This is a genomic window from Acinetobacter sp. FDAARGOS_494 (assembly GCF_003812225.1).
GTDB classification, from domain to species: domain Bacteria; phylum Pseudomonadota; class Gammaproteobacteria; order Pseudomonadales; family Moraxellaceae; genus Acinetobacter; species Acinetobacter baumannii.
In genome coordinates this window covers 1,140,852-1,166,393 of record NZ_CP033866.1, presented here as the reverse complement: position 1 = coordinate 1,166,393, position 25,542 = coordinate 1,140,852, and the positions used below count along the sequence as shown (strand labels likewise).

Genomic DNA, 25,542 nt, shown 5'->3' with positions numbered 1-25,542 from the left:
GAACAACACCATGAAATTTACTGCCGAACATGAAGCATTACGTCGCACAGCGCGTCAATTTGTTGAAAATGAACTGAATCCGAATATTCCAGAATGGGAAGAAGCTGGACGTTTCCCGATCCACGATGTATTTAAAAAGATGGGTGATCTTGGCCTATTGGGGATTTGTAAGCCTGAGGAAAATGGTGGTCTGGCTTTAGATTACTCTTATAACTTGGTTGTGGCTGAAGAAATTGGACGCGCAGCTTGCGGTGGTGTGCCTTTAGCCATTGGTGTACAAACCGATATGGCAACACCTGCTTTGGCGCGTTTTGGTAGCAAAGAATTACGTGATGAGTTTTTAACACCAGCCATTGCTGGAGAATATGTTGCCTCAATTGCAGTATCAGAAGTGCATGCTGGTTCGGATGTTGCTGCTATTAAAACGACTGCTAAAAAAGATGGCGATGACTATGTCATTAACGGCAGCAAGATGTGGATTACCAACTCACTGCAGGCTGATTTCTTCTGCCTATTGGCCAACACATCTGACGATAAACCTCACGTCAACAAGTCGATGATTATTGTGCCAGCAAAAACTAAAGGGATTAGTTTTTCAGAACCGTTAAATAAATTAGGCATGCGTTCAACGACCACAGCACAAGTTTATTTGGACAATGTACGTGTACCTCAGCGTAATTTGGTTGGCGTTGAAGGTATGGGCTTCATGATGCAGATGATGCAATTTCAGGAAGAGCGTTTATGGGCTTGTGCTAATGCGATTGGTGGTTTGGAAAATTTAATTCAAAAGACTATCGCCTATACCAAAGAGCGTACGACGTTTGGTCAACCACTCATTAATAACCAATATATCCATTTTCGTTTTGCCGAACTCATGACTGAAGTAGAAGCGCTTAAAGCTTTAACCTACCAAGCGTGTGAACAGCATATTGCGGGTGAAGATGTGACTAAGCTGGCATCTATGGCAAAGCTCAAAGCAGGCCGTTTAAGCCGTGAAGTTGCCGATAGCTGCTTGCAATATTGGGGCGGCAATGGCTTTATGTGGGATAACCCTGCATCCCAGCTATATCGTGATGGTCGTTTAGGCTCTATTGGGGGTGGCGCAGATGAGATTATGTTAGGGATTATCTGTAAGTTGATGGATATCTTGCCAAAAAAACAAAAATAAGGAATCAGCCATGACACTTTCAGCATCGCTTCAAGCTTTAGATATTGATGACAGTATTCAATTAGAACAAGACGGCAGTATTTTATATCTTTGGTTAAACCGACCGGAGAGCCGTAATGCCATGAACTTGAATATGGTCAATGCGATTCAACAAGTTTTTACTGCCATTCGCAATGATCTTTCAATTCGTGCAGTCATCATTCGTGGTGAAGGTGGGACTTTCTGCGCAGGTGGTGATATTAAGGACATGGCTGCTTTACGCGTTGAATCAACTAACATTGGTAGTCTACAACCTTATACTGACTTTAACCGCCGTTTTGGTGCCATGCTTGAGCAAGTTGAAGCTGCACCACAGACTGTTGTGGTCATTTTAGAAGGTGCGGTGTTAGGTGGAGGTTTTGGGCTGGCCTGTGTTTCTGATGTTGCCATTAGCCGTGATAATGCGCAGTTTGGTTTACCTGAAACTGGGCTTGGTGTGATTCCTGCTCAAATTGCTCCTTTTGTGGTGAAACGTATTGGCCTGACTCAGGCACGCAGACTGGCTTTACTCGGCATGCGTTTTGAAGGGCATACCGCACTGAGTGTCGGTGTGGTTCATCAAATTGCACATAATGAAATTGAACTTGAACAAGCTTTACAGGAAACCATTCAACACATTAAACGAGCAGCTCCTCAAGCTTCACGTGTGACTAAAGCACTGTTACATCGAACACTCAATGAACCTTTAAATGAGTTGCTAGATGATGCTGCACAGCAGTTTGCTCAAGCGGTTGGTGGTGCTGAAGGACAAGAAGGAACGATGGCTTTTATCCAGAAAAGGTTACCAAATTGGGCCGATGGATCATAAAAGATAAGGATAAAAATAATGAAATTTTCAAAAATACTGGTTGCCAATCGTGGTGAAATTGCAGTTCGAGTTATGCAAACAGCCAAGGCAATGGGTTACCAAACCTTCGCAGTTTATTCCGATGCAGACCGTAATGCTCGCCATGTGCAAGAGGCTGATGAAGCTGTTTATATTGGTGCTTCAAAAGTATCGGAGTCTTATCTCTCCATCGCTAAAATTATTGAAGCTTGCAAAAAAACAGGGGCGGATGCAGTTCACCCCGGCTATGGTTTTTTGTCAGAAAATACTGATTTTGCTCAGGCATGTATCGACAACCAGATTACATTTATTGGGCCTACCGCTTCTGCAATTGAGTTAATGGGCAGTAAACGCCTTTCAAAAATCGCCATGATTGAGGCAGGCGTCCCTTGTGTGCCGGGGTATGAAGGTGACCGACAAGATCTCGAATATTTAGCAACTCAAGCTGAGCAGATTGGTTTTCCAATTATGGTCAAAGCTTCTGCAGGTGGCGGCGGTCGTGGCATGCGTTTGGTACAGCAAGCATCCGAGTTGTTTGAGGCATTACAAACCGCACGTTCAGAAGCTGAAAATGCTTTTGGTTCTGGTGAGCTCATTTTAGAAAAAGCAGTTATTGCTCCACGCCATGTCGAAATTCAGGTTTTTGGTGATACACATGGTAATTATGTGTATTTGTTTGAGCGCGATTGTTCAATCCAGCGCCGTCATCAGAAGGTTGTTGAAGAAGCTCCCTGTCCGGTGATGACGCCTGAACTGCGTCAGAAAATGGGTGAGGCAGCCGTAGCAGCGGCAAAAGCATGTGCTTATGTCGGGGCAGGTACAGTTGAGTTTTTGCTAGATGCATCGGGTGCATTTTACTTTTTGGAGATGAATACCCGTTTGCAGGTAGAACATCCGGTCACTGAGCTTATTACAGGGTTAGATTTAGTTGAATGGCAGTTACGTGTGGCGAATGGTGAGCAGTTACCTTTAAAGCAACAGGAATTGACCTTAAATGGTCATGCGATCGAAGTGCGTTTGTATGCAGAAGACCCTCGTCAGGACTTTTTGCCACAAACAGGACAAATTTTACGTTGGAAGCCTGCAGCTTTGCCAAATGTGCGAATCGATCATGGCATGTTAGCAACTGATGAAGTTAGTCCATTTTACGATCCGATGGTAGCAAAGGTGATTGCCTATGGGAAAACCCGTGAGGATGCGATTCGCTTACTGGCTCGTGCAGTCGATGATAGTGTTTTACTTGGAGTGAATAGTAATAAACAGTTCTTGGTCAATTTACTGCGCCATCCAGTTGTTGTTACAGGGGATACCAATACTGCATTCATCCAACAGCATTTCCAAAATGATCCCAGCTTACACCATCAGGTTTTATCTTTAGAAACCTTAGCAATTGCTGCGGCATTATTTAGCCAAAGTAAAGGTACTGCAGTGTGGCAAACTGGGCTTGGTGTGCCATTACCGTTAAAATTACAAACTGCCGATCAGCAAATTCAATTGCAGCTTTCATCTGTAAATAACATATTCACGGTACAGTTCTGTGATCAAACAGTTGTTATTGATGTGCTTGAGAAAACGCCAGAGCAACTAGTTTACTTAATTGATGGTGTACGTCGCCGTGTTCAATATGTATTGGATGATGATCAGCTTTATCTAGATCGAGATAATGGCAATGTTTTGATACGCAATATGACTTACGCTGCACCAGAAGCTACCGATGTAGCGGGAGATGGCAAAATTCGAGCACCGATGGATGGGGCTGTAGTGAATATCCTGGTCAATGAAGGCGATCAAGTAGTGAAGGGCCAAACATTATTGATTCTTGAAGCCATGAAAATTCAGCAACAGATTAAATCTGATGTGGATGGTGTAGTCGCTGAAATTTTAGGTCAGCAAGGTCAACAAGTGAAAAAACGGCAAATGCTGTTTAGTATCCAAATTTAAGAGAAGAGCAATTGTGGTTACTGGTAATCACTATTGATTTATAGAAGATGATTATTTAAATCAAAAAAGGGAACATACGTTCCCTTTAATTATAAAAAAAAATTATACAAGCTGTGTATACATACAATAGAGATAGCCTAAAATAGCTAAAGCAACAAGAGGAGCGATAACTTTTGACCATGCAGGAATAAAAGTTTCGATAGGTTGCTCTTCAACATGTAAATCTTCATGATGTGGTTGGGCTTGGTGAACCATTTGGTTGAACTCCTTCATTGTTGCATCCAATGATAGCTCTTCTTGTTCAACAGGTTTAGAACCAATGAGCTCTGTTAGATGGTTTGTTGACCAAACCCAATCTTCAGCTTGGCCAGATAAATGTTCAACTTGCCCTAAAATGAGCTCTTTTAAACCACTTTGGCCGAAACCACCAGTCTCATCAAGTTGATTAAGTTCTGTTAACTGTAATGCCAGAATCTCAGAAATACTTTGCTCAAGTTCAGAATTTTTTAAAACTGACTTATTGTGTTTTGACGTAGTTAGATGACGTGCAACTTCTTGAATATACAATGGATCGGCAGTTTTGATTTCATGATAAATTTTATTGTCGTCCTGACGCCATAAGCTGATTAATTTACCAAGCGTCAATATATTCACTTCGTCAATCAGCTTATTTTTCTCATTGGCTGGATATTGATTTAAAAGCTGAGGCTTTTGAATTTTTATTTGCTCAGCAAAGTATTGGACTAAATCAAATGCCATACTTTATTCCTCTAAAATTAATCTAAAATTCTTAATGTTGGCTTTTTCTTGGTTGGTTCAGATGTTTCTTGTGTTTCTGAGTCTAACTTATCTTCTACAGGCGCTACATTGGCATATTCTTCAGGGTCAAAGAATAAACCTTGTCCATTTTCACGTGCATAAATACCTAAAACTGCTTGAATAGGTACGTAAATATCTTTGGAAACGCCGCCAAAACGTGCTGAAAATGTAATCGCATCATTGCTAATGAGTAGTTGATGTACCGCATGAGGCACAATGTTTAAAACAATTTGTCCATCTTTCACAAACTGTTGTGGTACATCAGTGTGCGGTTGTGTTGCATCAACGAGTAAATAAGGTGTGAGTTGATTGTCACAAATCCATTCATAGATTGCACGAGCAAGATAAGGACGTGTAGGGGTTAATTCAATAGTTTGCTCAGACATATCACACTATTCCATATTTAATAGTTCATTGTAACGGGTTTTCTCTTGGGGCGTCATTGATTTAACAAAAGAAGGGCGGTTAAAGATACGTTTACAATACAAAAATATAGGTCGACACTGCTGCTTTGGTAAATCAATTCCCATGCTATTAAGCCTCACAAAAATTGGAGCAAGCATACAGTCCAGAATTGAAAAATTTTCGGACATAAAATAAGGGAAATGCTGAAATAAAGGGGTAAGTGATATTAAGGTATCACGCAATTCTTTTTGTGCTTTTTGTTTTTGTTCTACATTTAACGTATCTGCATGTCTGAGCATATGATCGGCCAACTTAAACCAATCATTTTCAAGACGCCAAATATATTGGCGTTGCTCTGCACGTGCCATAGGGGCATCGGCATATAGTTTATTCTGACGATATCGGTCATCGAGATACTCAGCAATAATAGGTGCTGAAAATAATTTAAGATTTTGCTCAACCAGCATTGGCAATTGATTATAAGGATTTAAGCTTGCCAGATCTTCATCTTCGTGATCAGTTACGATTAATTGATATTTAATTTGTTTTTCTGCCAATAAAAAACGGATCCAGTGTGAACGGAAATCATCAGCATGGCTGTAAAGGGTAATTCCCTGAATTGAGGTGTTTTCGACCGACATATCACAAGGTATGGTTGTGTGAATCGGTTAGAATACTAAAAATATGCGAGGAAATCACGGTGACAAAGATAGAGTTTCATATATTTATCTGTTTCACTCATCTACAAAATGAATAAGCAATAAAAAAGCCTTGGGAAAACCAAGGCTTTTTGTCCGATTCGGTAAACGAATTAACGTTTAGAGAATTGAGGACGTTTACGAGCTTTACGTAAACCAAGTTTCTTACGTTCAACTTCACGAGCATCACGAGTAACGAAACCAGCTTGACGAAGAACAGGTTTTAAAGTTTCGTCAGCAGCGATAAGTGCACGAGTAATACCGTGACGGATCGCACCAGCTTGACCACCGATACCACCACCTTTAACAGTGATGTAAAGGTCATATTTTTCAGTAGCTTCTAAAAGCTCTAAAGGTTGACGAACAACCATACGAGCAGTTTCACGACCGAAATATTGCTCTAAAGTACGGTTGTTAATAACGAGTTTACCTGTACCAGCTGACAAGAAAACACGTGCAGTTGCGGTCTTACGGCGACCTGTACCATAATTAGTAGCCATGTGCTGTATCCCTTAGATGTCCAAAACTTGTGGCTGTTGAGCAGCGTGTGGATGCTCGCTACCAGCGTACACTTTCATCTTCTTGATCATTGCATAACCAAGAGGACCTTTTGGCAACATGCCTTTAACAGCACGTTCAAAGATTTCTTCAGGTTTGTGAGCAACTAATTTTTCGAAATTAGTTTCTTTTAAACCGCCTGGGAATTCAGTGTGGCGATAGTATTTCTTGTCAAGCGCTTTGTTACCAGTCACTTGAACTTGTTCAGCATTGATAACGATGATGTAGTCACCAGTGTCAACGTGAGGAGTATAAGAAGTTTTGTGCTTACCGCGTAAACGACGTGCAATTTCAGTCGCTAAACGACCAAGAGTTTTACCTGTAGCATCAACAACGAACCAATCGTGTTGTACTTCAGCAGGCTTTGCGCTGAGAGTTTTCATTCAAACACTACCTATTATAGTTGGTTTGAGCTAGACATCGCTCAAACAAAAAGGAGACGAGATTCTAAACGAGTTTGTTGTCAATCACAAGAAAAATCCCATATAAGCTACATAATTTTATCCCTAATCCGATGAATGTAGGATATGTTAAAATAATTCAAATTTTAGAGATGTGTCGGGGGTGATTGTGCTGCCTTTATATGTCACTTCCGGTGAACCTGCCGGTATTGGTCCAGATATTTGTTTGAGTCTGGCAAAACGGGTTGATGAACGTCCTGTTGTGGTTTTGGCTGATCGAAATCTATTACAACAACGCGCTCAAAAGCTTGGTCTGGACATTAAATTTTTAGAGTATAGCGGACAAGCTGAATCGTCTTTGCAAGGCGAGCTTTATATAGAACATGTACCCCTAGAAACTATAGTCGTTGATGGACAGCTTAATGCTGCTAATGCCGCTTATGTATTAGAGCAATTACGTCGCTCAGCTGATTATGCTATGTCTGGTAAGAGCGTCGGTGTAGCCACTGCTCCTGTTCAAAAGTCGGTGATTAATGATGCAGGGATTTTATTTAGTGGACATACTGAATATTATCAAGAATTTGCAGGTGTAGAGCGTGTTGTTATGATGCTGGCAACGAAAACGTTGCGGGTGGCTCTGGCGACCACTCATTTACCATTAAGAGATGTTGCAGATGCAATTACCAAAGAACGCTTGCATCAAGTGATTGATATTTTACTTCACGACTTAAAGACCAAATTTAAAATTAATGATCCTCGAGTCTTAGTATGTGGGTTAAATCCTCATGCAGGCGAAGATGGTTATTTGGGACGTGAAGAGATTGATACGGTCAATCCGGTACTTGAAAGCTACCGATCACAGGGAGTTAAATTAAGTTTAAGTTTGCCAGCTGATACTTTATTTACGCCCGAACATCTTAAAAATGCTGACGCTGTTCTTGCGATGTACCATGATCAAGGCTTACCTGTGTTAAAATCACAAGGTTTTGGTGAAGCCATCAATATCACATTGGGCTTACCATTTATTCGAACTTCGGTCGATCATGGTACTGCTCTGTCTTTAGCTGGGACAGGATTGGCAAAAAGCTCAAGTTTAAATGTCGCTGTCGATTTAGCTTTATCTTTGGCAGCGAGTTAAATTTTTCATGTTGGAAATGTTCTATGTATCAAATTAATGCCCTAAACCCGAAAGATGAAGGGCATAAAGCTCGTAAACGTTTTGGTCAAAACTTCTTACATGATCAACGAGTCATTGCCAAAATTGTACGCTCAGTCAATCCGCGTACGGGTGATAATATCGTCGAAATTGGTCCAGGTTTAGCTGCTTTAACTTCTCCTCTAATTGGAGAATGTGATGCATTAACTGTAGTTGAATTAGACCGTGATTTAGCTGCTGGCTTACCTGAACGCGTGCCACATCCAGAACGTTTAACTATCGTAGAAGCTGATGCATTAAAATATGATTTTAGTCAGCTTGTAAAAGATGGGCGTCCATTACGCGTTGTCGGCAATTTGCCTTATAACATTTCTACACCATTACTTTTTCATCTCTTGGAATTTGGTAGCCAAGTTAAAGACATGCACTTCATGTTGCAAAAAGAAGTGGTAGAACGTATTACTGCTGAACCGAATACAAAAGAATATGGCCGTTTATCAGTCATGATCCAATATTATTGTCAGCCTACCTTTTTATTTGAAGTTCCAGCAGGCGCATTTAACCCGCCACCAAAAGTGACAAGTGCAGTATTTCGCTTGGTTCCTTACGAACAAAAACCAATTACGGCGAAAGATGAAAAAGCTTTAGCTCGCTTGGTTGCCCACGTCTTTACTCAGCGCCGTAAAACGCTAAGAAACAGTCTTAAAGGCATGTTGGCAGAGGATGGTTTCGAGAAAGCAGGAGTCGACCCAATGGCTCGTCCAGAAACGTTAACTCTTGCAGAGTTTGTGGCTTTGGCAGATCAAATGGTGGCATAAATGACTAAGCGCTATAACTATGTAATTGGAGATGTGCAAGGTTGTTTTGAGGCACTCAAAGCGCTATTAAAAGAAATACGTTTTGACCCTGATCAAGATTTTATCTGGTTTGCTGGTGACTTGGTTGCACGTGGTGAAAACTCTGTAGGTGCTCTACGTTTTATTAAAAAACTAGCTGATCGAGGGGCTGCTGCTACCGTATTGGGTAACCATGATTTAACCCTGATTGCCGGTGCTCGTGGTCTTAAGGAAATTAAAGAAAAAGATCGCACGCAGGATGTTATTGACGCCGTGGATGGTGATGATCTTATCGATTGGTTACGTAAACAGCCGTTATGTTTATTTCCAAATGAACAAACAATACTGACGCACGCAGGTGTACCTTGTATTTGGGATGCACAAAAAACTGCTGCATTGGCAAAAGAAGTTGAGGCTGTATTGGCGCATGATGATTTATCTGTGCTAGATGCATTTTTAGCTGAAATGTATGGTTCAAAACCCGATCTTTGGACAGATGATTTGACAGGTAATGAACGTTTACGCTGTATTACCAATTACTTAACTCGTATGCGTTTAACTAATGCAGAAGGGGCTTTGGAGTTTAGTTTTAAAGATACTTTAGATGCACCAATGCCAGAAGGTTATTTACCGTGGTTTGAATTTCCAAGTAAGGCTGCACAAACCCATCAAATATTTTTTGGACATTGGGCTGCTCTAGAGGGTAGAACTATTAGTGAGCACATCCAAAATGTTGATGGCGGTTGTGTATGGGGTAAAAACTTAATTGCTTATCGTCTTGAAGATCAACAAGTTTTTTCTGTGAGCAATCCTGTTATGTAATAAAAAAAGCCGCTGAAGCGGCTTTTTTATTTTTAAGATATTTATTCTAGGCGAATCCAGATCTGATTACGGCCTAAAGCAGATACCCCAAGGTAACCGCGCATATGTAGACGTTTACCATTTGCACTGAGTTTTGCTTTTAATCCGTAAACTTTACCAGTATTTGGGTCTAGAATTTTTCCACCTGTATAGGTTGAATTATCAGTTTGCTTGAGCCCGGTTGCGATATCTAAGCCTAAAATAGGCTTATTGGTATAAGGTGCAGGACAGTTATCACAAATTTCTTTTGGCGTATAACCTGGGCGTGGTGTTATTTTTACGATTTTACCTGCATAAGTACCATTTGCCTCTTTCCGTATTTCTACATGTGCTTTAGGTGTACCTGTTTTATCATCAATCGTTTGCCAAAGACCTGTAATATCAGCTGCAAAAGTAGCTGTATTTATTCCCACTAGGAGCAAAGCTCCAACAAAAAATTTCCCCATAATCAAAAAATCCTTTTAGATTTGAAAGGTCCATCTTATTTGTAATTAATAACGGGTTCAATGTTTATTTAAACTACTTTTTAATCAGTGTATTCCAAAAGATAACATGAAGGTTGGTAGCCAAATAGCAGTAAATACACCGTTTAATGCCATACCAAATGCCGCATAACGGCCTGCTACAGGTCCACGTTGCCAAGCCTGAGCAGTTCCAATTGCATGTGCAGCTAAGCCTAGAGCTAAACCTGAAGCTCTTTCATCGTGTATATGCTTAAGTAAAAATGGTGAAAATGCTGCACCAATAACTCCGGATAAAATTACAATGAGAGTGACTAATGTCTCTGGAGCATGTAATAAGGTCGCGATGTTTAAAGCAATTGGGGTGGTTACTGCACGTGTCGCAAATGCCAAAATAGTCGGCTCAGACATATGCAGTAGGTAAGCAAGGCCCATTGGTAAAGCAACGGCACTAATGCTGGCAAAGCATAAAATACCAATCACCGATTTAAGAGGTAAATCGTCATAACGCATTGCAGCCAAAGGTATAGCTAAAGCAACCGTGACATATCCTAATAAATGGCTGAATAAATCATTTACGTAAAGTCGATATTCTTCATAGGGAACTTTCAAGATTGACAATAGCCCAATGACAATGAACATGCCGAAAACTAAAAGAGGAACTTGAGGAAAGCGGCGGTTTAATGGTTTTGCACAAAGGTAGCCAACTAAAGTGATCAAAAATCCATAAAGAATCATAAACATTTTATTCTCCTTATAACCAATGTTTTGCCATTTTTGCATAGACCCACAAGGGTATAAGGGTGCTCACTACCAAAACAAAAAGAAATAGCGGAATTTCTTTACCCATATGCACCAGCATAATTAAGGAGCCTGCACAAATGGGTAAAAAAGCAAAACCACTTTCTTTCATGACTTTATTATTAGTATCGACAAGTCTTAGCGGGATTTTCTTAAATTTACGCCAAATGAGTAAAACGATAAGTAAACTAATTAAACCTACCAGATTGCCTAACTCTGGATGACCAAAAGCACGCATAACGACGACTGAGCCTTCGCGAAAACCGATAATAAGTAGTAAGGTTCCTACCCATGCTGCCCAGTCTATACTTTTGATCTTATCCATATTTTTTATCTCTAAAAGTTTACTTATCAAGTTTTAACTGATCTAGTGCTTGATTTCAAACTCTTCCAGTGGTCTTTTAAACTGACTTGCGCGTTCACCTAATATCTCATCTATAGGGAGTTTGGCTTGGCGAATTAACTGCTCAAGCTTATGAGGTGCAATTCGTATGTCGATATGTAATAGCCCTTCATCGTCATAATGCTCAGATTGAATGACATTTAAAGCATAAAGTTGAGTACGCAATTTGCCATAAGCAGGTTTAAGTACCAATGAGAAGTGTTGAAGTTGTCCCATTAGACATTCTTGTACGGCTTGACGAAGTAAATCTAGACCTAAACCTGAATGTGCAGATACATAAACACGATCTGGAACATGAGGCTCTGAATAAATAATTTTCGCTTCTTCGCCACTCAAATCAATTTTGTTATAAACACGAAGTACGGGTGCATCCGCTCCAATTTCCTTCAATACACCTTCAACGGCTTCAATCTGGTCAAGCATGTCATGACTACTACTATCGATGACATGTAAAAGCAGGGTCGCTTCAAGCGTTTCTTCTAAAGTTGCTTTAAATGATTCGACCAAATCATGTTGTAAGTTTCGTACGAACCCTACAGTATCTGCTAGGACCACCGTACCAATTCCATCCCATTCTAGACGACGTAAGGTTGGATCAAGTGTTGCAAATAGTTGGTCGGCTGCATACACATCGCTTTTCGCTAAAATATTAAATAAGGTTGATTTACCCGCGTTGGTATAACCGACTAATGAAACAGTTGGGATCGAAGCTTTTTGTCTTGCAGCTCGACCTTGCATACGGGTTTGATGGACTTTCTCTAACTTATCTTTTAACTGGGTAATACGAACACGAATGAGACGACGGTCTGTTTCGAGTTGTGATTCACCGGGACCGCGTAAACCGATACCACCTTTTTGTTGTTCAAAATCAGCAGACCAACCACGGATTAAACGGGTTGATAAATGTTTTAACTGAGCAAGTTCAACTTGTAATTTACCTTCATGGGTCCGCGCACGCTGGGCAAAAATATCTAAGATGAGACCGGTGCGGTCAATAACGCGGCATTTTAAAATCTTTTCTAAATTACGCTCTTGGGCAGGGGTTAATGCATGATCAAAAATAACAAGACTTGCTTCTAAGTCCTGAACTTGTTCTGCAATCTCGTCAACTTTACCTGAACCAATAAAAAACTTAGGGTCCGGTTTATTACGTTGAACTTTAATGTGCTCAAGAATATCTGCACCAGCTGACTGTGCAAGTAGAGCAAATTCTTCGGCATCCAGATCATCTAATAATTGTACAGACACACTCACTAATATTGTGCGTTCACCGCCTTGATGCCGATCAACATATTCCACGTGGCTATAAATCCTGAATAAGGTAAAACTTTATTCTAGAGGAAACTTGGACAAAAGGGGAAAGGGTTTACTCTTATTCTTTAGATTAACTACAGCGCATTTTATTTTTATTTGTGTCTATCACACAGCGATGCAAGTTTATTCCGAAACGTATAGAATGGCTCGAGATGGGTATAACAATGATTGATCGTTAGTGAAATTTTATGACTCAAACGCAAAGTATAGTGAATTCAACGTTAAAGAAATTTTCAAAAATAGGTTTATACGGAAAAAAAGTTACTTCAGCGACTGCGGCAATCAGTGAAGGTTTTTACTTAGTTTATCGTCATGGACTTTATAAAGATCCAAATAACCCTGTTAACACTCGATATGTTCAATATTTCTGTCGTCGTTTATGCCAAGTATTTAATCTTGAAGTTCAAGTACATGGCACAATCCCCAGAGAGCCCGCTTTATGGGTGAGTAACCATATTTCTTGGCTTGATATCGCCGTTTTAGGTTCAGGTGCACGTGTCTTCTTCTTAGCTAAAGCCGAGATAGAAAAGTGGCCTATTCTTGGCAATTTGGCGAAAGGTGGGGGTACCTTATTTATTAAACGTGGATCAGGTGACTCCATTAAAATTCGAGAGCAAATTACCGAATTTTTAAAACAAAATATTCCAGTTTTATTTTTCCCTGAAGCGACTACTACAGATGGCCATTCTGTTAAGCGGGTTCATGGTCGTTTACTCGGAGCTGCTATCGAAGCTCAGCGTCCGGTACAGGTATGTTTAATCTGTTACGTAAACCGTCATGGTGAGTTAGATACCGTTGCACCATTTATTGGTGAGATGTCATTCGTTGAGCATATTCAACGTGTGCTAGAAATGCCGAAGGTAACAGCTCATTTACTTACACTTCCTCCTATTTCGGTAGAAGGCCATGATGTAAAAAGTTTGACTCAAGAAGTACAAGAAAAAATGGTTGAAGGATTGGCTCAATTACATAAAAAAGTACTTAAGCCAAAAATTTAATTACATAAAACCTTCGAGTGGCAGCCATGATAGTAGTTTCATGCCTGCCTTTTGCCACCATTTCATTTCTGGTTCTTTTTTATAAATTACAGGGCCTTTTGGAGTTTCCTGTTGCCAGTAAATATGATTGTTTGGATCGAGCTTTAATTTATAAGCATATTTGTTTAAGTTTTCATCCATCGTATGGTGAATTGTTTTGGCCAGTGATGGACTATCTAAAATTACGCCAATTTCAGTATTTAAATACGCCGAACGTGGGTCAAAGTTAAATGAACCAATAAAAACCTGTTCATCTAATGCCATAAGTTTGGTGTGTAAACTTGAGCGGCTTAAACCTTTCATGTTTACTTTCGCTTTAGTTGCCAGCTCATCCGTATTTTTATTTAAATCGCGTTTATCTGGAGTTGGTAAAAACTCATACAGTTGAACGCCGTTTTTCAAAAGTTCTTTACGATATTTTCCATAAAACGCATGAACAACAGCTACGTCATTTGCTTTGAATGAGTTTGTTAAAACTCGAACTTCTACACCTTCTTTAGCAAGCGTACTTAAAATTTTAGCGCCTTGCTTTTCTGGAATAAAATAAGCCGAAATCAGGTCAACATTGCTTTCTGGTTTTTCCAAATGGTTAATCAATTGGAAATTTAAATGTTCTTCTTTTTTCGCTTTTGATCTAATTTTATCAGGTGAGTCTTTCACAACCTCTGCTTTAACCCAATCAAATTTAATATTACGGTCTAACCATTTATCAAAAGCATGTGATCTAGAGGTTAAGTCAAGGAAGTTCTGAACGGTGGCTTGTTGATAATGAGCATCAAGTTGTTGTTTTAAGCTTTCATAGCGCAAACGGTGTTGTTGAGCACTGACGATACTTTGGACTGAATATGCATATTCATGATTCCAGTAGTCATCAAAAGAATTCACGATATCATCAACGGCAGCACCAACCAACATGACATCGACGTCAGAAAACTGGTAACTGTCACTGACGTTGTAATACTGATTTGTCATATTGCGCCCACCAATAAGCGCAACCTGATTATCAGCAATAAAGCTCTTGTTATGCATACGACGATTGATACGCTTTAAGTCTAAAATCATATCCATCGCGCGATATTTGCGGAAACGGTAGGGGTTAAATAATTTAACTTCAATATTTTTATGTTGAGAAAGCGCGAGTAACACGCCTTCCATCTTTTTAGCATTATTATCGTCAATTAATAAACGTACTTTAACACCACGATCAGCAGCACGAATAATTGCATGTAAAGCTAAAGCACCGACTTTATCGTTATCCCAAATGTAGTATTGTAAATCTAAAGTCTTTTCGGCTTTATCAATCAGCCTTAAGCGAGCCGCGAGTGCTTCTAAGGGATCATTTAAAAGATGATAACCCGTTAAATTCGGATTTTTTTCACGTAAAGGCGTAATAATTTTTGAAAGAGAAGTTTGAGATGTATCGATATCTCGTGCGTATTGGATTGGTTCAGGGCTATGTTTGGGTAATGTGCTACAACCTGTCAAAGCCACAGCGAAACTTGAACATACGACTATAGAAGCTTTAATCAAAAAGCCATTAGCCAGTTGATGAGTTTGAAGCTGTTTGGAATGAAAGGATTGTGCCATAATCAATACATACGATAAGGTGAGCTAGAGTATAATTCGTGCATATTGAAAGATAAATATTGAATTTGATTACTAGCAATCAATATAAGATAAGTCGAGAATCGTAATGTGGAACCCAAATTCAATCATCTTTTGTTTTTACCTTATTTTTTCAATACTTGCTCTCTGGGGAATTATTGAAGCCTGGGTTCATCAATCACGTACTGAAACGATTCATCCATTTAAAGCTTTTGTTCACTTACTTGCTTTTTATCTATCTTATCTTCTTATTCCACTTTGGTTCTTTAATTTATATGCCGGTTGGATAGGTTATTACTCAATTCATGAAACCATTTTTATCTTTTTATTAAGCGGTATTCTCATTTACGCACGTTTTATAGAGCCACATATGGTACGTGTCGATGTTCACCAATATCGTTTAAATCCAGATCGTCGTTTTGCTAAACCTGTAAAAGTCGCTTTAATTGCAGACTTACATATAGGCCTATTCTCTGGGCATGAACGTCAACTCAAAATCATTGTGAAAAAGCTTAATGAACAACAGCCAGACTTAGTAGTTGTGGCAGGAGACTGGACTTATGAGCCAGAAGATAAGCTAGTACAAGAACTGAGTGTTCTTAAAGATATTAAAGCTCCAGTTTATTCAGTTCCAGGGAACCATGACGAGCAATATCCAGGTCCGCCTATTCAACAATTATTAAAAGATGCACTTCACTACAATGATGTAATGGACATTGAAGGAAAAATTGTTGAGTTTGATGAGTTTCGTTTAATCGGGATTGGTGACTTATGGGCAGGGAAAACTGATATGCGTTCAATGCCAGACTTACCTCAAGATAAACCATGGTTAATTCTTTCCCATAACCCCGATACGGTAGATATGGTCCCTAAATTACCTAATCGCCCTTTAATGTTGTCAGGTCATACACATGGAGGGCAGGTCGAACTTCCGTGGGTAACCAACTATATTATGAAAAAAGTATCAATTTTAGGCCATAAACGTGGTTTCTATTCGCATGAACACGCCGATGTATTTGTTACCGTAGGAACAGGTATGGTTGGAATACCATTAAGATTTCGTGTACCACCTACTATTGATATTATTGAACTTGTATAAAATAAAAAAGCCAATCACAAAGGATTGGCTTTTTTATAATGGAAAATTTAAGGAATAATTACGATAGCAACACGACGATTAATTGCCCGATTTTCATTGGTTGTATTCGGTACATACGGTTGAGTTGAACCACGTCCAATAACGTAAATATTTTCCTTTTTAAAACCGTGAGTCAAGAAGAGGTTCGCCACACTTTGTGCACGTTCTTCAGATAACTTTTGGTTGTATTCAGGATTACCTACATCGTCAGTGTGACCAACGATTTTTAATTTATTCAAATCATATTTATTTAATTGATTTGCTAAACGTGTAAGCTCTGCTTCATGACTTTGTTTTAATGTTGCGTCATTAAAATCAAATAATAAGCGTTCTGGTAAACCTAGAGTCCAGCCTTCATTAGTAAGTACAAACCCTTCTTTTTTTAGCATTTTTACTTGACGATATTTCAAAGGACCAAAACTCAAGCAGCCTGCAAGCGCAATGCACAGCAATGCAATAAAGGAGAGTTTCAAAGATCTTGTATTCATAAATTAGCCTAAATTTAATTCTCTGGTTTATAAATAAACCAATGTTGCTCAGAAGTCTTAGCCTTATACATCGCTTGATCTGCTTGCATAATAAAATCTTCTGGACTAGACGCAAATTGGGATAAAGCAATCCCTACACTAAAACTGAAATAAATCGTTTGATCATTTAGATGCAAAGGTTCTTTACAGCTTTCGAGTAAATTTTCAGCAATAGATATTAAATGATCGGCATGCGTAATGGAATGCAAAATAACCGCAAATTCATCACCGCCTAAACGGGCAATAAAATCTTGATGACGTAAACGCGTTTGTAACCTTTTCGCCATCTCTTTTAAAACCTCATCACCAGCTAAATGTCCGAACTGATCATTAATTGATTTGAAGTTATTGTTATCTATAAACAATAAGGCTGACTTATTATCAAAATCCTTATCTTCAAACATATCTAATAGTATTTGATAAAAATAATGTCTATTCGGTAATAGGGTCAGCTGGTCATGATGAGCTTGAAACGATAATTTACGATTTTCCTTTTGCAGCTGATTATCCCAAATCTGAATTTCTTCAAGTAACTCATTAAAAACTGTATTTAGATCTTGAAACTCTTTAATTCGGTTATAAGGAAAACGAAGGTTATAAGCTTTTTGTTCACTCACGATTTGAGCAATATTTGTGAGTGGATAAATCGCTTGCATAATTTGACGATAAGTCAAATTCACTGACCACCACAATGCACAAACAATAAACAGCATCGCAATAGCAAGGCCGACCATAATCATCTTTAAAAATTGTAATATTTTTTCAGAGCTACCAAAAAGGGTGAGTTCACCTACATTCTGTTGATGATGATAAATCGTCAAATGTACCGGCTCATTTAAAAACCAGTGATCAAACCATTTCTCTAACACCGAAGTTTGACTCGACAACTTAAAACTTTGAGCAATCAGGTGATGTTCAGAGTCATAAATATGAATTGCTCGAATAGAGTGATCATTTGTGTATTCATTTAAGATTTGTTCGATCGTGATCTTATCGTTAAACACAACGGCAGGCTGAATACGCTCAAGAAGAGTATGGCTAAGTAATTGCAAATTTTGTTTTGCATAAGTTTCCATCGTAAAAACGGAAATTGATACAAATGTAAAAGAGCAAATAAAGAAAGTTATAGCAAAGATCGTAAATTGAGACTTTCTAAAAAGTGCATGTAGCGAAGTGGATTGATACAACTTAGATATCATAATCCTTACTCCGCGTTCTTAGCCAAGAGTAAAACCCTTGGATCAATATGGACCTTGGAATGGCTTAATGCATCTAAGTTAACTTTAAAAGTGGTGTAATTATTTTGATTATATAAACAAAAGCTCTGTACACGACAAATTTCACAGAACCCTTATCCTATCAGGGTTCTGCCTTCTTAAAATTGCCAAAATTTCCTTAAACTCTTCTTTTTTCCCAAAACCAATTAAACGCTGAATCGCCATTTGAACATAGTCTAAACCATAGCGAAATAAACTCATTGAGAGTCGTCCATGCTTCTTTATTTTTATCGCTTTTTTTTGATCATGTTGCCATTCACCCGTTAAGTAACACCAACAGAAGCTTATAGCTAACACCGCAATCAATTTTTTCACTCGTCTAGGGTCTGTCAAGCGCGTATTTTCAAGATTAAACCCGCGTCCTTTGAGACAACTGAATAAGGTTTCAATTTCCCAGCGTAATGCATAATCCTGAATAGCATTGGCATTAAACTGAGGAGAAACGACGAGTAAAAGCTCTCCATTTTCTAACTGTAGTGCACTTATATATAGTTTCACCCGACCAACCAAAATCCGTCGTTTACGACATTCAATTTGACCAACTTTAAGATGGCGAAATAAATCACTAATTTTATGATTCTTTCCTAAATGATTGGTGACAATGAAGTTTTTTTAACACGAATGCAGAAGTTGATGTCTTGTTCAATTAACCATGTAAACCACTGCTCACCGATAAACTCTCTGTCTGCGAACACATTCACAATACGGTCTTTACCAAAAATGGCTATAAAGCGTTGAATCAAAGCAATACGCTCTTTCGTATCTGAATTTCCACGTTTATTAAGCAATGTCCAAAGGATAGGTATCGCTATTCCACGATAAACGATTGCGAGCATCAGGATATTAATATTTCGTTTTCCCCATTTCCAATTGGTTCTATCTAAAGTCAGTTGCACTTGGTCGAATGAAAACATATTGAAAATCAACTGAGAAATTTGACGATAATCAAAATACTGACCTGCAAAGAAGCGCTGCATACGTCGATAAAATGATTGTGGTAAGCACTTGATGGGCAAGGCTTTAGATGCAGAAGAAAGATTACATGTTTGCTTTAAAATAATCACAAGCATGATGAGCGCAAAGCACTTTAAATGTGACTTGTTCCATTTTAGATATTTGTTTAAGATAAGATATAACTCATTGAGATGTGTCATAGTATTCGTCGTTAGAAAACAATTATTATGACATTATTTCAATGAGTTATCTATTTTTATCGTGTACAGAGAAACAAAAGATACTACCAACTTCACATTCTGGGTTATTAATACTTAAAGAAAGCAAAGAACGATATGGATAATTCTGAATTAAGTTTTGTTGCTGCTGAGGTGGTGTAGTAGAGAAATAAACAGCCTGGCAATGCGATTTAGAAAAATCTTTAGCATTAACGGTTTGTACACGATAATTATAAGATAATTGTTGAATATAAGACTGGAAGGTAGAAGTAATTGATGCATTATCAATTACGCAAAGAGTAGGCGTGCTTACATTCTCCCATTTGCTATAACTTAAAATAGATAAAGTGAGCACATAAAAGTTATGTTTTGAATTGGCATAAGCAGGCCCACTCGTAGCAAACACTACAAGTATGCAAAATAATACTTTCTTAGCGGAGTGCCACATGGTGAGTTAATGCCAAATCAATTGCACGAATAATCTATTCTACATGAAGTTGAATAACTAAAAAAAGTTTAATATCTCATCTAATATCTAGTAAAAAGCCTAAAAAACGACCGCTTGATATGAAATGCTAGAAAAAGGGGTTGCAAAGGGAGAGAGATGGTCTATAATGCACATCCATCGGCGGTGATGCAGATAGAAACTTGTTGAAAAACAGTTACTTGTGATTAGGTTGATTGCTTTAAGTGATGAATTTGATGATGAGATGGTTTAGAGAATAAGTTTTAAAAATATCGAAATTACCTGTTGACTTTTAAGAGATTAAGAGTAATATAGCCGACCTAGCTTGCTGGTGACGAACCAGTAAGAAGATCATTAAGAGAATTGAAGAACAACTTGTGTGGATTTTTACTGATTGATTAATCGAAATAATTTTCATTGATTGATTGGTTTAAATTACTCGAAGTTTATTTGAGCGAAATTTAAGTCAGTAATTGATGAGCCAGAATTGGCACCTTGTCTATAAATAAGGTGCAAAATGATTTTAACTGAAGAGTTTGATCATGGCTCAGATTGAACGCTGGCGGCAGGCTTAACACATGCAAGTCGAGCGGGGGAAGGTAGCTTGCTACTGGACCTAGCGGCGGACGGGTGAGTAATGCTTAGGAATCTGCCTATTAGTGGGGGATAACATCTCGAAAGGGATGCTAATACCGCATACGTCCTACGGGAGAAAGCAGGGGATCTTCGGACCTTGCGCTAATAGATGAGCCTAAGTCGGATTAGCTAGTTGGTGGGGTAAAGGCCTACCAAGGCGACGATCTGTAGCGGGTCTGAGAGGATGATCCGCCACACTGGGACTGAGACACGGCCCAGACTCCTACGGGAGGCAGCAGTGGGGAATATTGGACAATGGGGGGAACCCTGATCCAGCCATGCCGCGTGTGTGAAGAAGGCCTTATGGTTGTAAAGCACTTTAAGCGAGGAGGAGGCTACTTTAGTTAATACCTAGAGATAGTGGACGTTACTCGCAGAATAAGCACCGGCTAACTCTGTGCCAGCAGCCGCGGTAATACAGAGGGTGCGAGCGTTAATCGGATTTACTGGGCGTAAAGCGTGCGTAGGCGGCTTATTAAGTCGGATGTGAAATCCCCGAGCTTAACTTGGGAATTGCATTCGATACTGGTGAGCTAGAGTATGGGAGAGGATGGTAGAATTCCAGGTGTAGCGGTGAAATGCGTAGAGATCTGGAGGAATACCGATGGCGAAGGCAGCCATCTGGCCTAATACTGACGCTGAGGTACGAAAGCATGGGGAGCAAACAGGATTAGATACCCTGGTAGTCCATGCCGTAAACGATGTCTACTAGCCGTTGGGGCCTTTGAGGCTTTAGTGGCGCAGCTAACGCGATAAGTAGACCGCCTGGGGAGTACGGTCGCAAGACTAAAACTCAAATGAATTGACGGGGGCCCGCACAAGCGGTGGAGCATGTGGTTTAATTCGATGCAACGCGAAGAACCTTACCTGGCCTTGACATACTAGAAACTTTCCAGAGATGGATTGGTGCCTTCGGGAATCTAGATACAGGTGCTGCATGGCTGTCGTCAGCTCGTGTCGTGAGATGTTGGGTTAAGTCCCGCAACGAGCGCAACCCTTTTCCTTACTTGCCAGCATTTCGGATGGGAACTTTAAGGATACTGCCAGTGACAAACTGGAGGAAGGCGGGGACGACGTCAAGTCATCATGGCCCTTACGGCCAGGGCTACACACGTGCTACAATGGTCGGTACAAAGGGTTGCTACACAGCGATGTGATGCTAATCTCAAAAAGCCGATCGTAGTCCGGATTGGAGTCTGCAACTCGACTCCATGAAGTCGGAATCGCTAGTAATCGCGGATCAGAATGCCGCGGTGAATACGTTCCCGGGCCTTGTACACACCGCCCGTCACACCATGGGAGTTTGTTGCACCAGAAGTAGCTAGCCTAACTGCAAAGAGGGCGGTTACCACGGTGTGGCCGATGACTGGGGTGAAGTCGTAACAAGGTAGCCGTAGGGGAACCTGCGGCTGGATCACCTCCTTAACGAAAGATTGACGATTGGTAAGAATCCACAACAAGTTGTTCTTCATAGATGTATCTGAGGGTCTGTAGCTCAGTTGGTTAGAGCACACGCTTGATAAGCGTGGGGTCACAAGTTCAAGTCTTGTCAGACCCACCATGACTTTGACTGGTTGAAGTTATAGATAAAAGATACATGATTGATGATGTAAGCTGGGGACTTAGCTTAGTTGGTAGAGCGCCTGCTTTGCACGCAGGAGGTCAGGAGTTCGACTCTCCTAGTCTCCACCAGAACTTAAGATAAGTTCGGATTACAGAAATTAGTAAATAAAGATTAAGATCTTGGTTTATTAACTTCTGTGATTTCATTATCACGGTAATTAGTGTGATCTGACGAAGACACATTAACTCATTAACAGATTGGCAAAATTGAGTCTGAAATAAATTGTTCACTCAAGAGTTTAGGTTAAGCAATTAATCTAGATGAATTGAGAACTAGCAAATTAACTGAATCAAGCGTTTTGGTATGTGAATTTAGATTGAAGCTGTACAGTGCTTAAGTGCACAGTGCTCTAAACTGAAATGTTGAAGTTACTAACTTGTAGGTAACATCGACTGTTTGGGGTTGTATAGTCAAGTAATTAAGTGCATGTGGTGGATGCCTTGGCAGTCAGAGGCGATGAAAGACGTGATAGCCTGCGAAAAGCTCCGGGGAGGCGGCAAATATCCTTTGATCCGGAGATGTCTGAATGGGGGAACCCACCTACTTTAAGGTAGGTATTGCAACATGAATACATAGTGTTGCAAGGCGAACGAGGGGAAGTGAAACATCTCAGTACCCTTAGGAAAAGAAATCAATTGAGATTCCCTCAGTAGCGGCGAGCGAACGGGGATCAGCCCATTAAGTTATGTGTGTTTTAGTGGAACGCTCTGGGAAGTGCGAACGTAGAGGGTGATATTCCCGTACACGAAAGGGCACACATAATGATGACGAGTAGGGCGAGGCACGTGAAACCTTGTCTGAATATGGGGGGGCCATCCTCCAAGGCTAAATACTCCTGACTGACCGATAGTGAACCAGTACCGTGAGGGAAAGGCGAAAAGAACCCCTGTGAGGGGAGTGAAATAGATCCTGAAACCGCATGCATACAAGCAGTGGGAGCACCTTCGTGGTGTGACTGCGTACCTTTTGTATAATGGGTCAGCGACTTATATTCAGTAGCGAGGTTAACCGTATAGGGGAGCCGTAGAGAAATCGAGTCTTAATAGGGCGTTTAGTTGCTGGGTATAGACCCGAAACCAGGCGATCTATCCATGAGCAGGTTGAAGGTTGGGTAACACTAACTGGAGGACCGAACCCACTGTCGTTGAAAAGCCAGGGGATGACTTGTGGATAGGGGTGAAAGGCTAATCAAGCCTGGTGATAGCTGGTTCTCCCCGAAAGCTATTTAGGTAGCGCCTCGGACGAATACCATAGGGGGTAGAGCACTGTTTCGGCTAGGGGGTCATCCCGACTTACCAAACCGATGCAAACTCCGAATACCTATGAGTACTATCCGGGAGACAGACTGCGGGTGCTAACGTCCGTAGTCAAGAGGAAAACAATCCAGACCGCCAGCTAAGGCCCCAAAATCATAGTTAAGTGGGAAACGATGTGGGAAGGCATAGACAGCTAGGAGGTTGGCTTAGAAGCAGCCACCCTTTAAAGAAAGCGTAATAGCTCACTAGTCGAGTCGGCCTGCGCGGAAGATGTAACGGGGCTAAAACTATGTGCCGAAGCTGCGGATGTATACTTTGTATACGTGGTAGGGGAGCGTTCTGTAAGCCGATGAAGGTGTGTTGAGAAGCATGCTGGAGGTATCAGAAGTGCGAATGCTGACGTGAGTAACGACAAAACGGGTGAAAAACCCGTTCGCCGAAAGACCAAGGGTTCCAGTCCAACGTTAATCGGGGCTGGGTGAGTCGACCCCTAAGGCGAGGCCGAAAGGCGTAGTCGATGGGAAAATGGTTAATATTCCATTACTTCTGTGTAATGCGATGAGAGGACGGAGAAGGCTAAATCAGCCTGGCGTTGGTTGTCCAGGTGAAAGGATGTAGGCATGTATCTTAGGCAAATCCGGGGTACTCTATGCTGAGATCTGATAGCAAGCTGTACTTGTACAGCGAAGTGGTTGATGCCATGCTTCCAGGAAAAGTCTCTAAGCTTCAGTTACACAGGAATCGTACCCGAAACCGACACAGGTGGTCAGGTCGAGTAGACCAAGGCGCTTGAGAGAACTCTGCTGAAGGAACTAGGCAAAATGGTACCGTAACTTCGGGAGAAGGTACGCTGTTGTTGGTGATGGAACTCGCTTCCTGAGCTGACGACAGCCGCAGAAACCAGGCCGCTGCAACTGTTTATTAAAAACATAGCACTCTGCAAACACGAAAGTGGACGTATAGGGTGTGATGCCTGCCCGGTGCTGGAAGGTTAATTGATGGGGTTAGCGTAAGCGAAGCTCTTGATCGAAGCCCCAGTAAACGGCGGCCGTAACTATAACGGTCCTAAGGTAGCGAAATTCCTTGTCGGGTAAGTTCCGACCTGCACGAATGGCATAATGATGGCGGCGCTGTCTCCAGCAGAGGCTCAGTGAAATCGAAATCGCTGTGAAGATGCAGTGTACCCGCGGCTAGACGGAAAGACCCCGTGAACCTTTACTGCAGCTTGACACTGAACTTTGACCTTACTTGTGTAGGATAGGTGGGAGGCTTTGAAGCTGGAACGCTAGTTCCAGTGGAGCCGTCCTTGAAATACCACCCTGGTAATGTTGAGGTTCTAACTCTGTCCCGTGATCCGGGACGAGGACCGTGTCTGGTGGGTAGTTTGACTGGGGCGGTCTCCTCCTAAAGAGTAACGGAGGAGTACGAAGGTGCGCTCAGCGTGGTCGGAAATCACGCGTAGAGTATAAAGGCAAAAGCGCGCTTAACTGCGAGACCCACAAGTCGAGCAGGTACGAAAGTAGGTCTTAGTGATCCGGTGGTTCTGTATGGAAGGGCCATCGCTCAACGGATAAAAGGTACTCTGGGGATAACAGGCTGATACCGCCCAAGAGTTCATATCGACGGCGGTGTTTGGCACCTCGATGTCGGCTCATCTCATCCTGGGGCTGAAGCAGGTCCCAAGGGTATGGCTGTTCGCCATTTAAAGAGGTACGCGAGCTGGGTTTAGAACGTCGTGAGACAGTTCGGTCCCTATCTACCGTGGGCGCTGGAAATTTGAGAGGATCTGCTCCTAGTACGAGAGGACCAGAGTGGACGAACCTCTGGTGTACCGGTTGTGACGCCAGTCGCATCGCCGGGTAGCTATGTTCGGAAGGGATAACCGCTGAAAGCATCTAAGCGGGAAGCCTACCTCAAGATAAGATTTCCCTAGGACTTTATGTCCTCTAAAGAGCCGTTCGAGACTAGGACGTTGATAGGTTGGATGTGGAAGCATAGTGATATGTGAAGCTGACCAATACTAATTGCTCGTGAGGCTTGACTATACAACACCCAAGCAGTTGTATATGAAGCATCAATCGATTCTTAAGTATGCAAGACAACTTGATTTAGTTATA

General features: G+C 40.9%; 21 protein-coding genes, 2 tRNA genes, 2 rRNA genes and 2 pseudogenes. 12 read left to right on the top strand and 15 right to left on the bottom strand.

The genetic code is table 11. From position 1 onward, the window contains the following. Positions 1 to 10 precede the first annotated feature (10 nt). From EG365_RS05610 to EG365_RS05600, 3 genes are read left to right on the top strand one after another with little or no spacing between them, the layout of a single operon-like run. Positions 11 to 1,168, top strand: a complete 1,158-nt coding sequence (locus EG365_RS05610) for an acyl-CoA dehydrogenase family protein (RefSeq protein WP_000673016.1) — start codon at positions 11 to 13, stop codon at positions 1,166 to 1,168. Positions 1,169 to 1,178: 10 nt separating this feature from the next. Next, a complete protein-coding gene (locus EG365_RS05605) occupies positions 1,179 to 2,015 on the top strand; it encodes an enoyl-CoA hydratase/isomerase family protein (protein WP_000175513.1) in 837 nt (278 codons plus the stop codon). 18 nt (positions 2,016 to 2,033) lie between these two features. Then, on the top strand, positions 2,034 to 3,974 hold the full coding sequence (locus tag EG365_RS05600; protein ID WP_000672534.1) for an acetyl/propionyl/methylcrotonyl-CoA carboxylase subunit alpha: 1,941 nt from the start codon (positions 2,034 to 2,036) through the stop codon (positions 3,972 to 3,974). Between the two features lie 102 nt (positions 3,975 to 4,076). On the opposite strand, the gene EG365_RS05595 is transcribed toward EG365_RS05600, so the two are convergent. The 5 genes from EG365_RS05595 to rplM form a co-directional block, all read right to left on the bottom strand. Continuing rightward, positions 4,077 to 4,733, bottom strand: a complete 657-nt coding sequence (locus EG365_RS05595) for a hypothetical protein (protein ID WP_000863325.1) — start codon at positions 4,731 to 4,733, stop codon at positions 4,077 to 4,079. 17 nt (positions 4,734 to 4,750) lie between these two features. Then, positions 4,751 to 5,179, bottom strand: a complete 429-nt coding sequence (locus EG365_RS05590) for a ClpXP protease specificity-enhancing factor (RefSeq protein ID WP_000003709.1) — start codon at positions 5,177 to 5,179, stop codon at positions 4,751 to 4,753. Between the two features lie 6 nt (positions 5,180 to 5,185). Then, positions 5,186 to 5,839 (bottom strand): glutathione S-transferase N-terminal domain-containing protein, encoded by a 654-nt coding sequence (locus EG365_RS05585; RefSeq protein WP_000110147.1) that lies wholly within the window; start codon positions 5,837 to 5,839, stop codon positions 5,186 to 5,188. Positions 5,840 to 6,009: 170 nt separating this feature from the next. Beyond that, entirely contained in the window at positions 6,010 to 6,396 is a 387-nt protein-coding gene (gene rpsI / locus EG365_RS05580; protein WP_000224786.1) for a 30S ribosomal protein S9, read from the bottom strand. A 12-nt stretch (positions 6,397 to 6,408) separates the two neighbouring features. Beyond that, entirely contained in the window at positions 6,409 to 6,837 is a 429-nt protein-coding gene (gene rplM / locus EG365_RS05575; protein WP_000854895.1) for a 50S ribosomal protein L13, read from the bottom strand. Positions 6,838 to 7,009: 172 nt separating this feature from the next. Between rplM and pdxA the strand changes: the two genes are divergently transcribed. The 3 genes from pdxA to EG365_RS05560 are packed head-to-tail and all read left to right on the top strand — an operon-like array spanning position 7,010 to position 9,669. Continuing rightward, on the top strand, positions 7,010 to 7,993 hold the full coding sequence (gene pdxA / locus EG365_RS05570; protein ID WP_000017232.1) for a 4-hydroxythreonine-4-phosphate dehydrogenase PdxA: 984 nt from the start codon (positions 7,010 to 7,012) through the stop codon (positions 7,991 to 7,993). Between the two features lie 23 nt (positions 7,994 to 8,016). Further along, positions 8,017 to 8,829: a 16S rRNA (adenine(1518)-N(6)/adenine(1519)-N(6))-dimethyltransferase RsmA gene (rsmA, locus tag EG365_RS05565; protein WP_000284347.1), complete on the top strand. Its 813-nt coding sequence runs from the start codon at positions 8,017 to 8,019 to the stop codon at positions 8,827 to 8,829. After that, entirely contained in the window at positions 8,830 to 9,669 is an 840-nt protein-coding gene (locus EG365_RS05560) for a symmetrical bis(5'-nucleosyl)-tetraphosphatase (protein WP_000167241.1), read from the top strand. A gap of 41 nt (positions 9,670 to 9,710) precedes the next feature. Here EG365_RS05560 and EG365_RS05555 read toward each other — a convergent pair whose 3' ends face one another. From EG365_RS05555 to hflX, 4 genes are all read right to left on the bottom strand, one after another. Continuing rightward, positions 9,711 to 10,154 carry a DUF2147 domain-containing protein gene (locus EG365_RS05555; RefSeq protein WP_000514366.1) on the bottom strand — a complete coding sequence of 148 codons (444 nt, stop codon included), beginning with the start codon at positions 10,152 to 10,154 and terminating at the stop codon, positions 9,711 to 9,713. Positions 10,155 to 10,238: 84 nt separating this feature from the next. Further along, positions 10,239 to 10,913 (bottom strand): LrgB family protein, encoded by a 675-nt coding sequence (locus EG365_RS05550; RefSeq protein ID WP_000480818.1) that lies wholly within the window; start codon positions 10,911 to 10,913, stop codon positions 10,239 to 10,241. A 10-nt stretch (positions 10,914 to 10,923) separates the two neighbouring features. After that, the gene (locus EG365_RS05545; RefSeq protein WP_000357904.1) at positions 10,924 to 11,295 is read right to left on the bottom strand and encodes a hypothetical protein; all 372 of its coding nucleotides are present in this window, start codon (positions 11,293 to 11,295) and stop codon (positions 10,924 to 10,926) included. A gap of 42 nt (positions 11,296 to 11,337) precedes the next feature. Further along, positions 11,338 to 12,672 (bottom strand): ribosome rescue GTPase HflX, encoded by a 1,335-nt coding sequence (gene hflX, locus EG365_RS05540; RefSeq protein WP_000456884.1) that lies wholly within the window; start codon positions 12,670 to 12,672, stop codon positions 11,338 to 11,340. A 203-nt stretch (positions 12,673 to 12,875) separates the two neighbouring features. On the opposite strand from hflX, the gene EG365_RS05535 reads away from it, so the two are divergent. Next, complete coding sequence (locus EG365_RS05535) at positions 12,876 to 13,685, top strand: lysophospholipid acyltransferase family protein (protein WP_000195146.1); 810 nt, start codon at positions 12,876 to 12,878, stop codon at positions 13,683 to 13,685. Here EG365_RS05535 and EG365_RS05530 read toward each other — a convergent pair whose 3' ends face one another. After that, positions 13,686 to 15,311, bottom strand: a complete 1,626-nt coding sequence (locus EG365_RS05530; protein ID WP_000079188.1) for a phospholipase D family protein — start codon at positions 15,309 to 15,311, stop codon at positions 13,686 to 13,688. A 106-nt stretch (positions 15,312 to 15,417) separates the two neighbouring features. On the opposite strand from EG365_RS05530, the gene EG365_RS05525 reads away from it, so the two are divergent. Beyond that, positions 15,418 to 16,428 (top strand): metallophosphoesterase, encoded by a 1,011-nt coding sequence (locus tag EG365_RS05525; protein WP_000267335.1) that lies wholly within the window; start codon positions 15,418 to 15,420, stop codon positions 16,426 to 16,428. A gap of 47 nt (positions 16,429 to 16,475) precedes the next feature. Here the strand turns inward: EG365_RS05525 and EG365_RS05520 are convergent, their stop codons facing one another. The 5 genes and pseudogenes from EG365_RS05520 to EG365_RS05500 form a co-directional block, all read right to left on the bottom strand. Then, a complete protein-coding gene (locus tag EG365_RS05520) occupies positions 16,476 to 16,955 on the bottom strand; it encodes an OmpA family protein (RefSeq protein ID WP_001097560.1) in 480 nt (159 codons plus the stop codon). Between the two features lie 14 nt (positions 16,956 to 16,969). After that, complete coding sequence (locus EG365_RS05515) at positions 16,970 to 18,193, bottom strand: diguanylate cyclase domain-containing protein (RefSeq protein WP_002014284.1); 1,224 nt, start codon at positions 18,191 to 18,193, stop codon at positions 16,970 to 16,972. A 5-nt stretch (positions 18,194 to 18,198) separates the two neighbouring features. Continuing rightward, positions 18,199 to 18,330: pseudogene (locus tag EG365_RS05510) on the bottom strand (YfiR/HmsC family protein); the annotation flags it as partial. A 4-nt stretch (positions 18,331 to 18,334) separates the two neighbouring features. Continuing rightward, positions 18,335 to 19,425 (bottom strand): IS4-like element ISAba1 family transposase gene (locus EG365_RS05505; protein ID WP_085940413.1). Its coding sequence is split into 2 segments (ribosomal slippage): positions 18,335 to 18,885 and positions 18,885 to 19,425, totalling 1,092 coding nucleotides; the frame shifts between segments, so codons are not numbered across the junction. Positions 19,426 to 19,498: 73 nt separating this feature from the next. Then, positions 19,499 to 19,891 (bottom strand): annotated as a pseudogene (locus EG365_RS05500) (YfiR family protein); the annotation flags it as partial. Between the two features lie 542 nt (positions 19,892 to 20,433). Here EG365_RS05500 and EG365_RS05495 point away from each other — a divergent pair. From EG365_RS05495 to EG365_RS05480, 4 genes are all read left to right on the top strand, one after another. Next, a 16S ribosomal RNA gene (locus EG365_RS05495) occupies positions 20,434 to 21,970 on the top strand. A gap of 59 nt (positions 21,971 to 22,029) precedes the next feature. After that, positions 22,030 to 22,106, top strand: a tRNA-Ile gene (locus tag EG365_RS05490). A gap of 55 nt (positions 22,107 to 22,161) precedes the next feature. Then, a tRNA-Ala gene (locus EG365_RS05485) sits at positions 22,162 to 22,237 on the top strand. Positions 22,238 to 22,577: 340 nt separating this feature from the next. Further along, positions 22,578 to 25,470, top strand: a 23S ribosomal RNA gene (locus tag EG365_RS05480). The 16S and 23S rRNA genes sit together here with 2 tRNA genes alongside, the layout of an rRNA operon. Positions 25,471 to 25,542 lie beyond the last annotated feature (72 nt).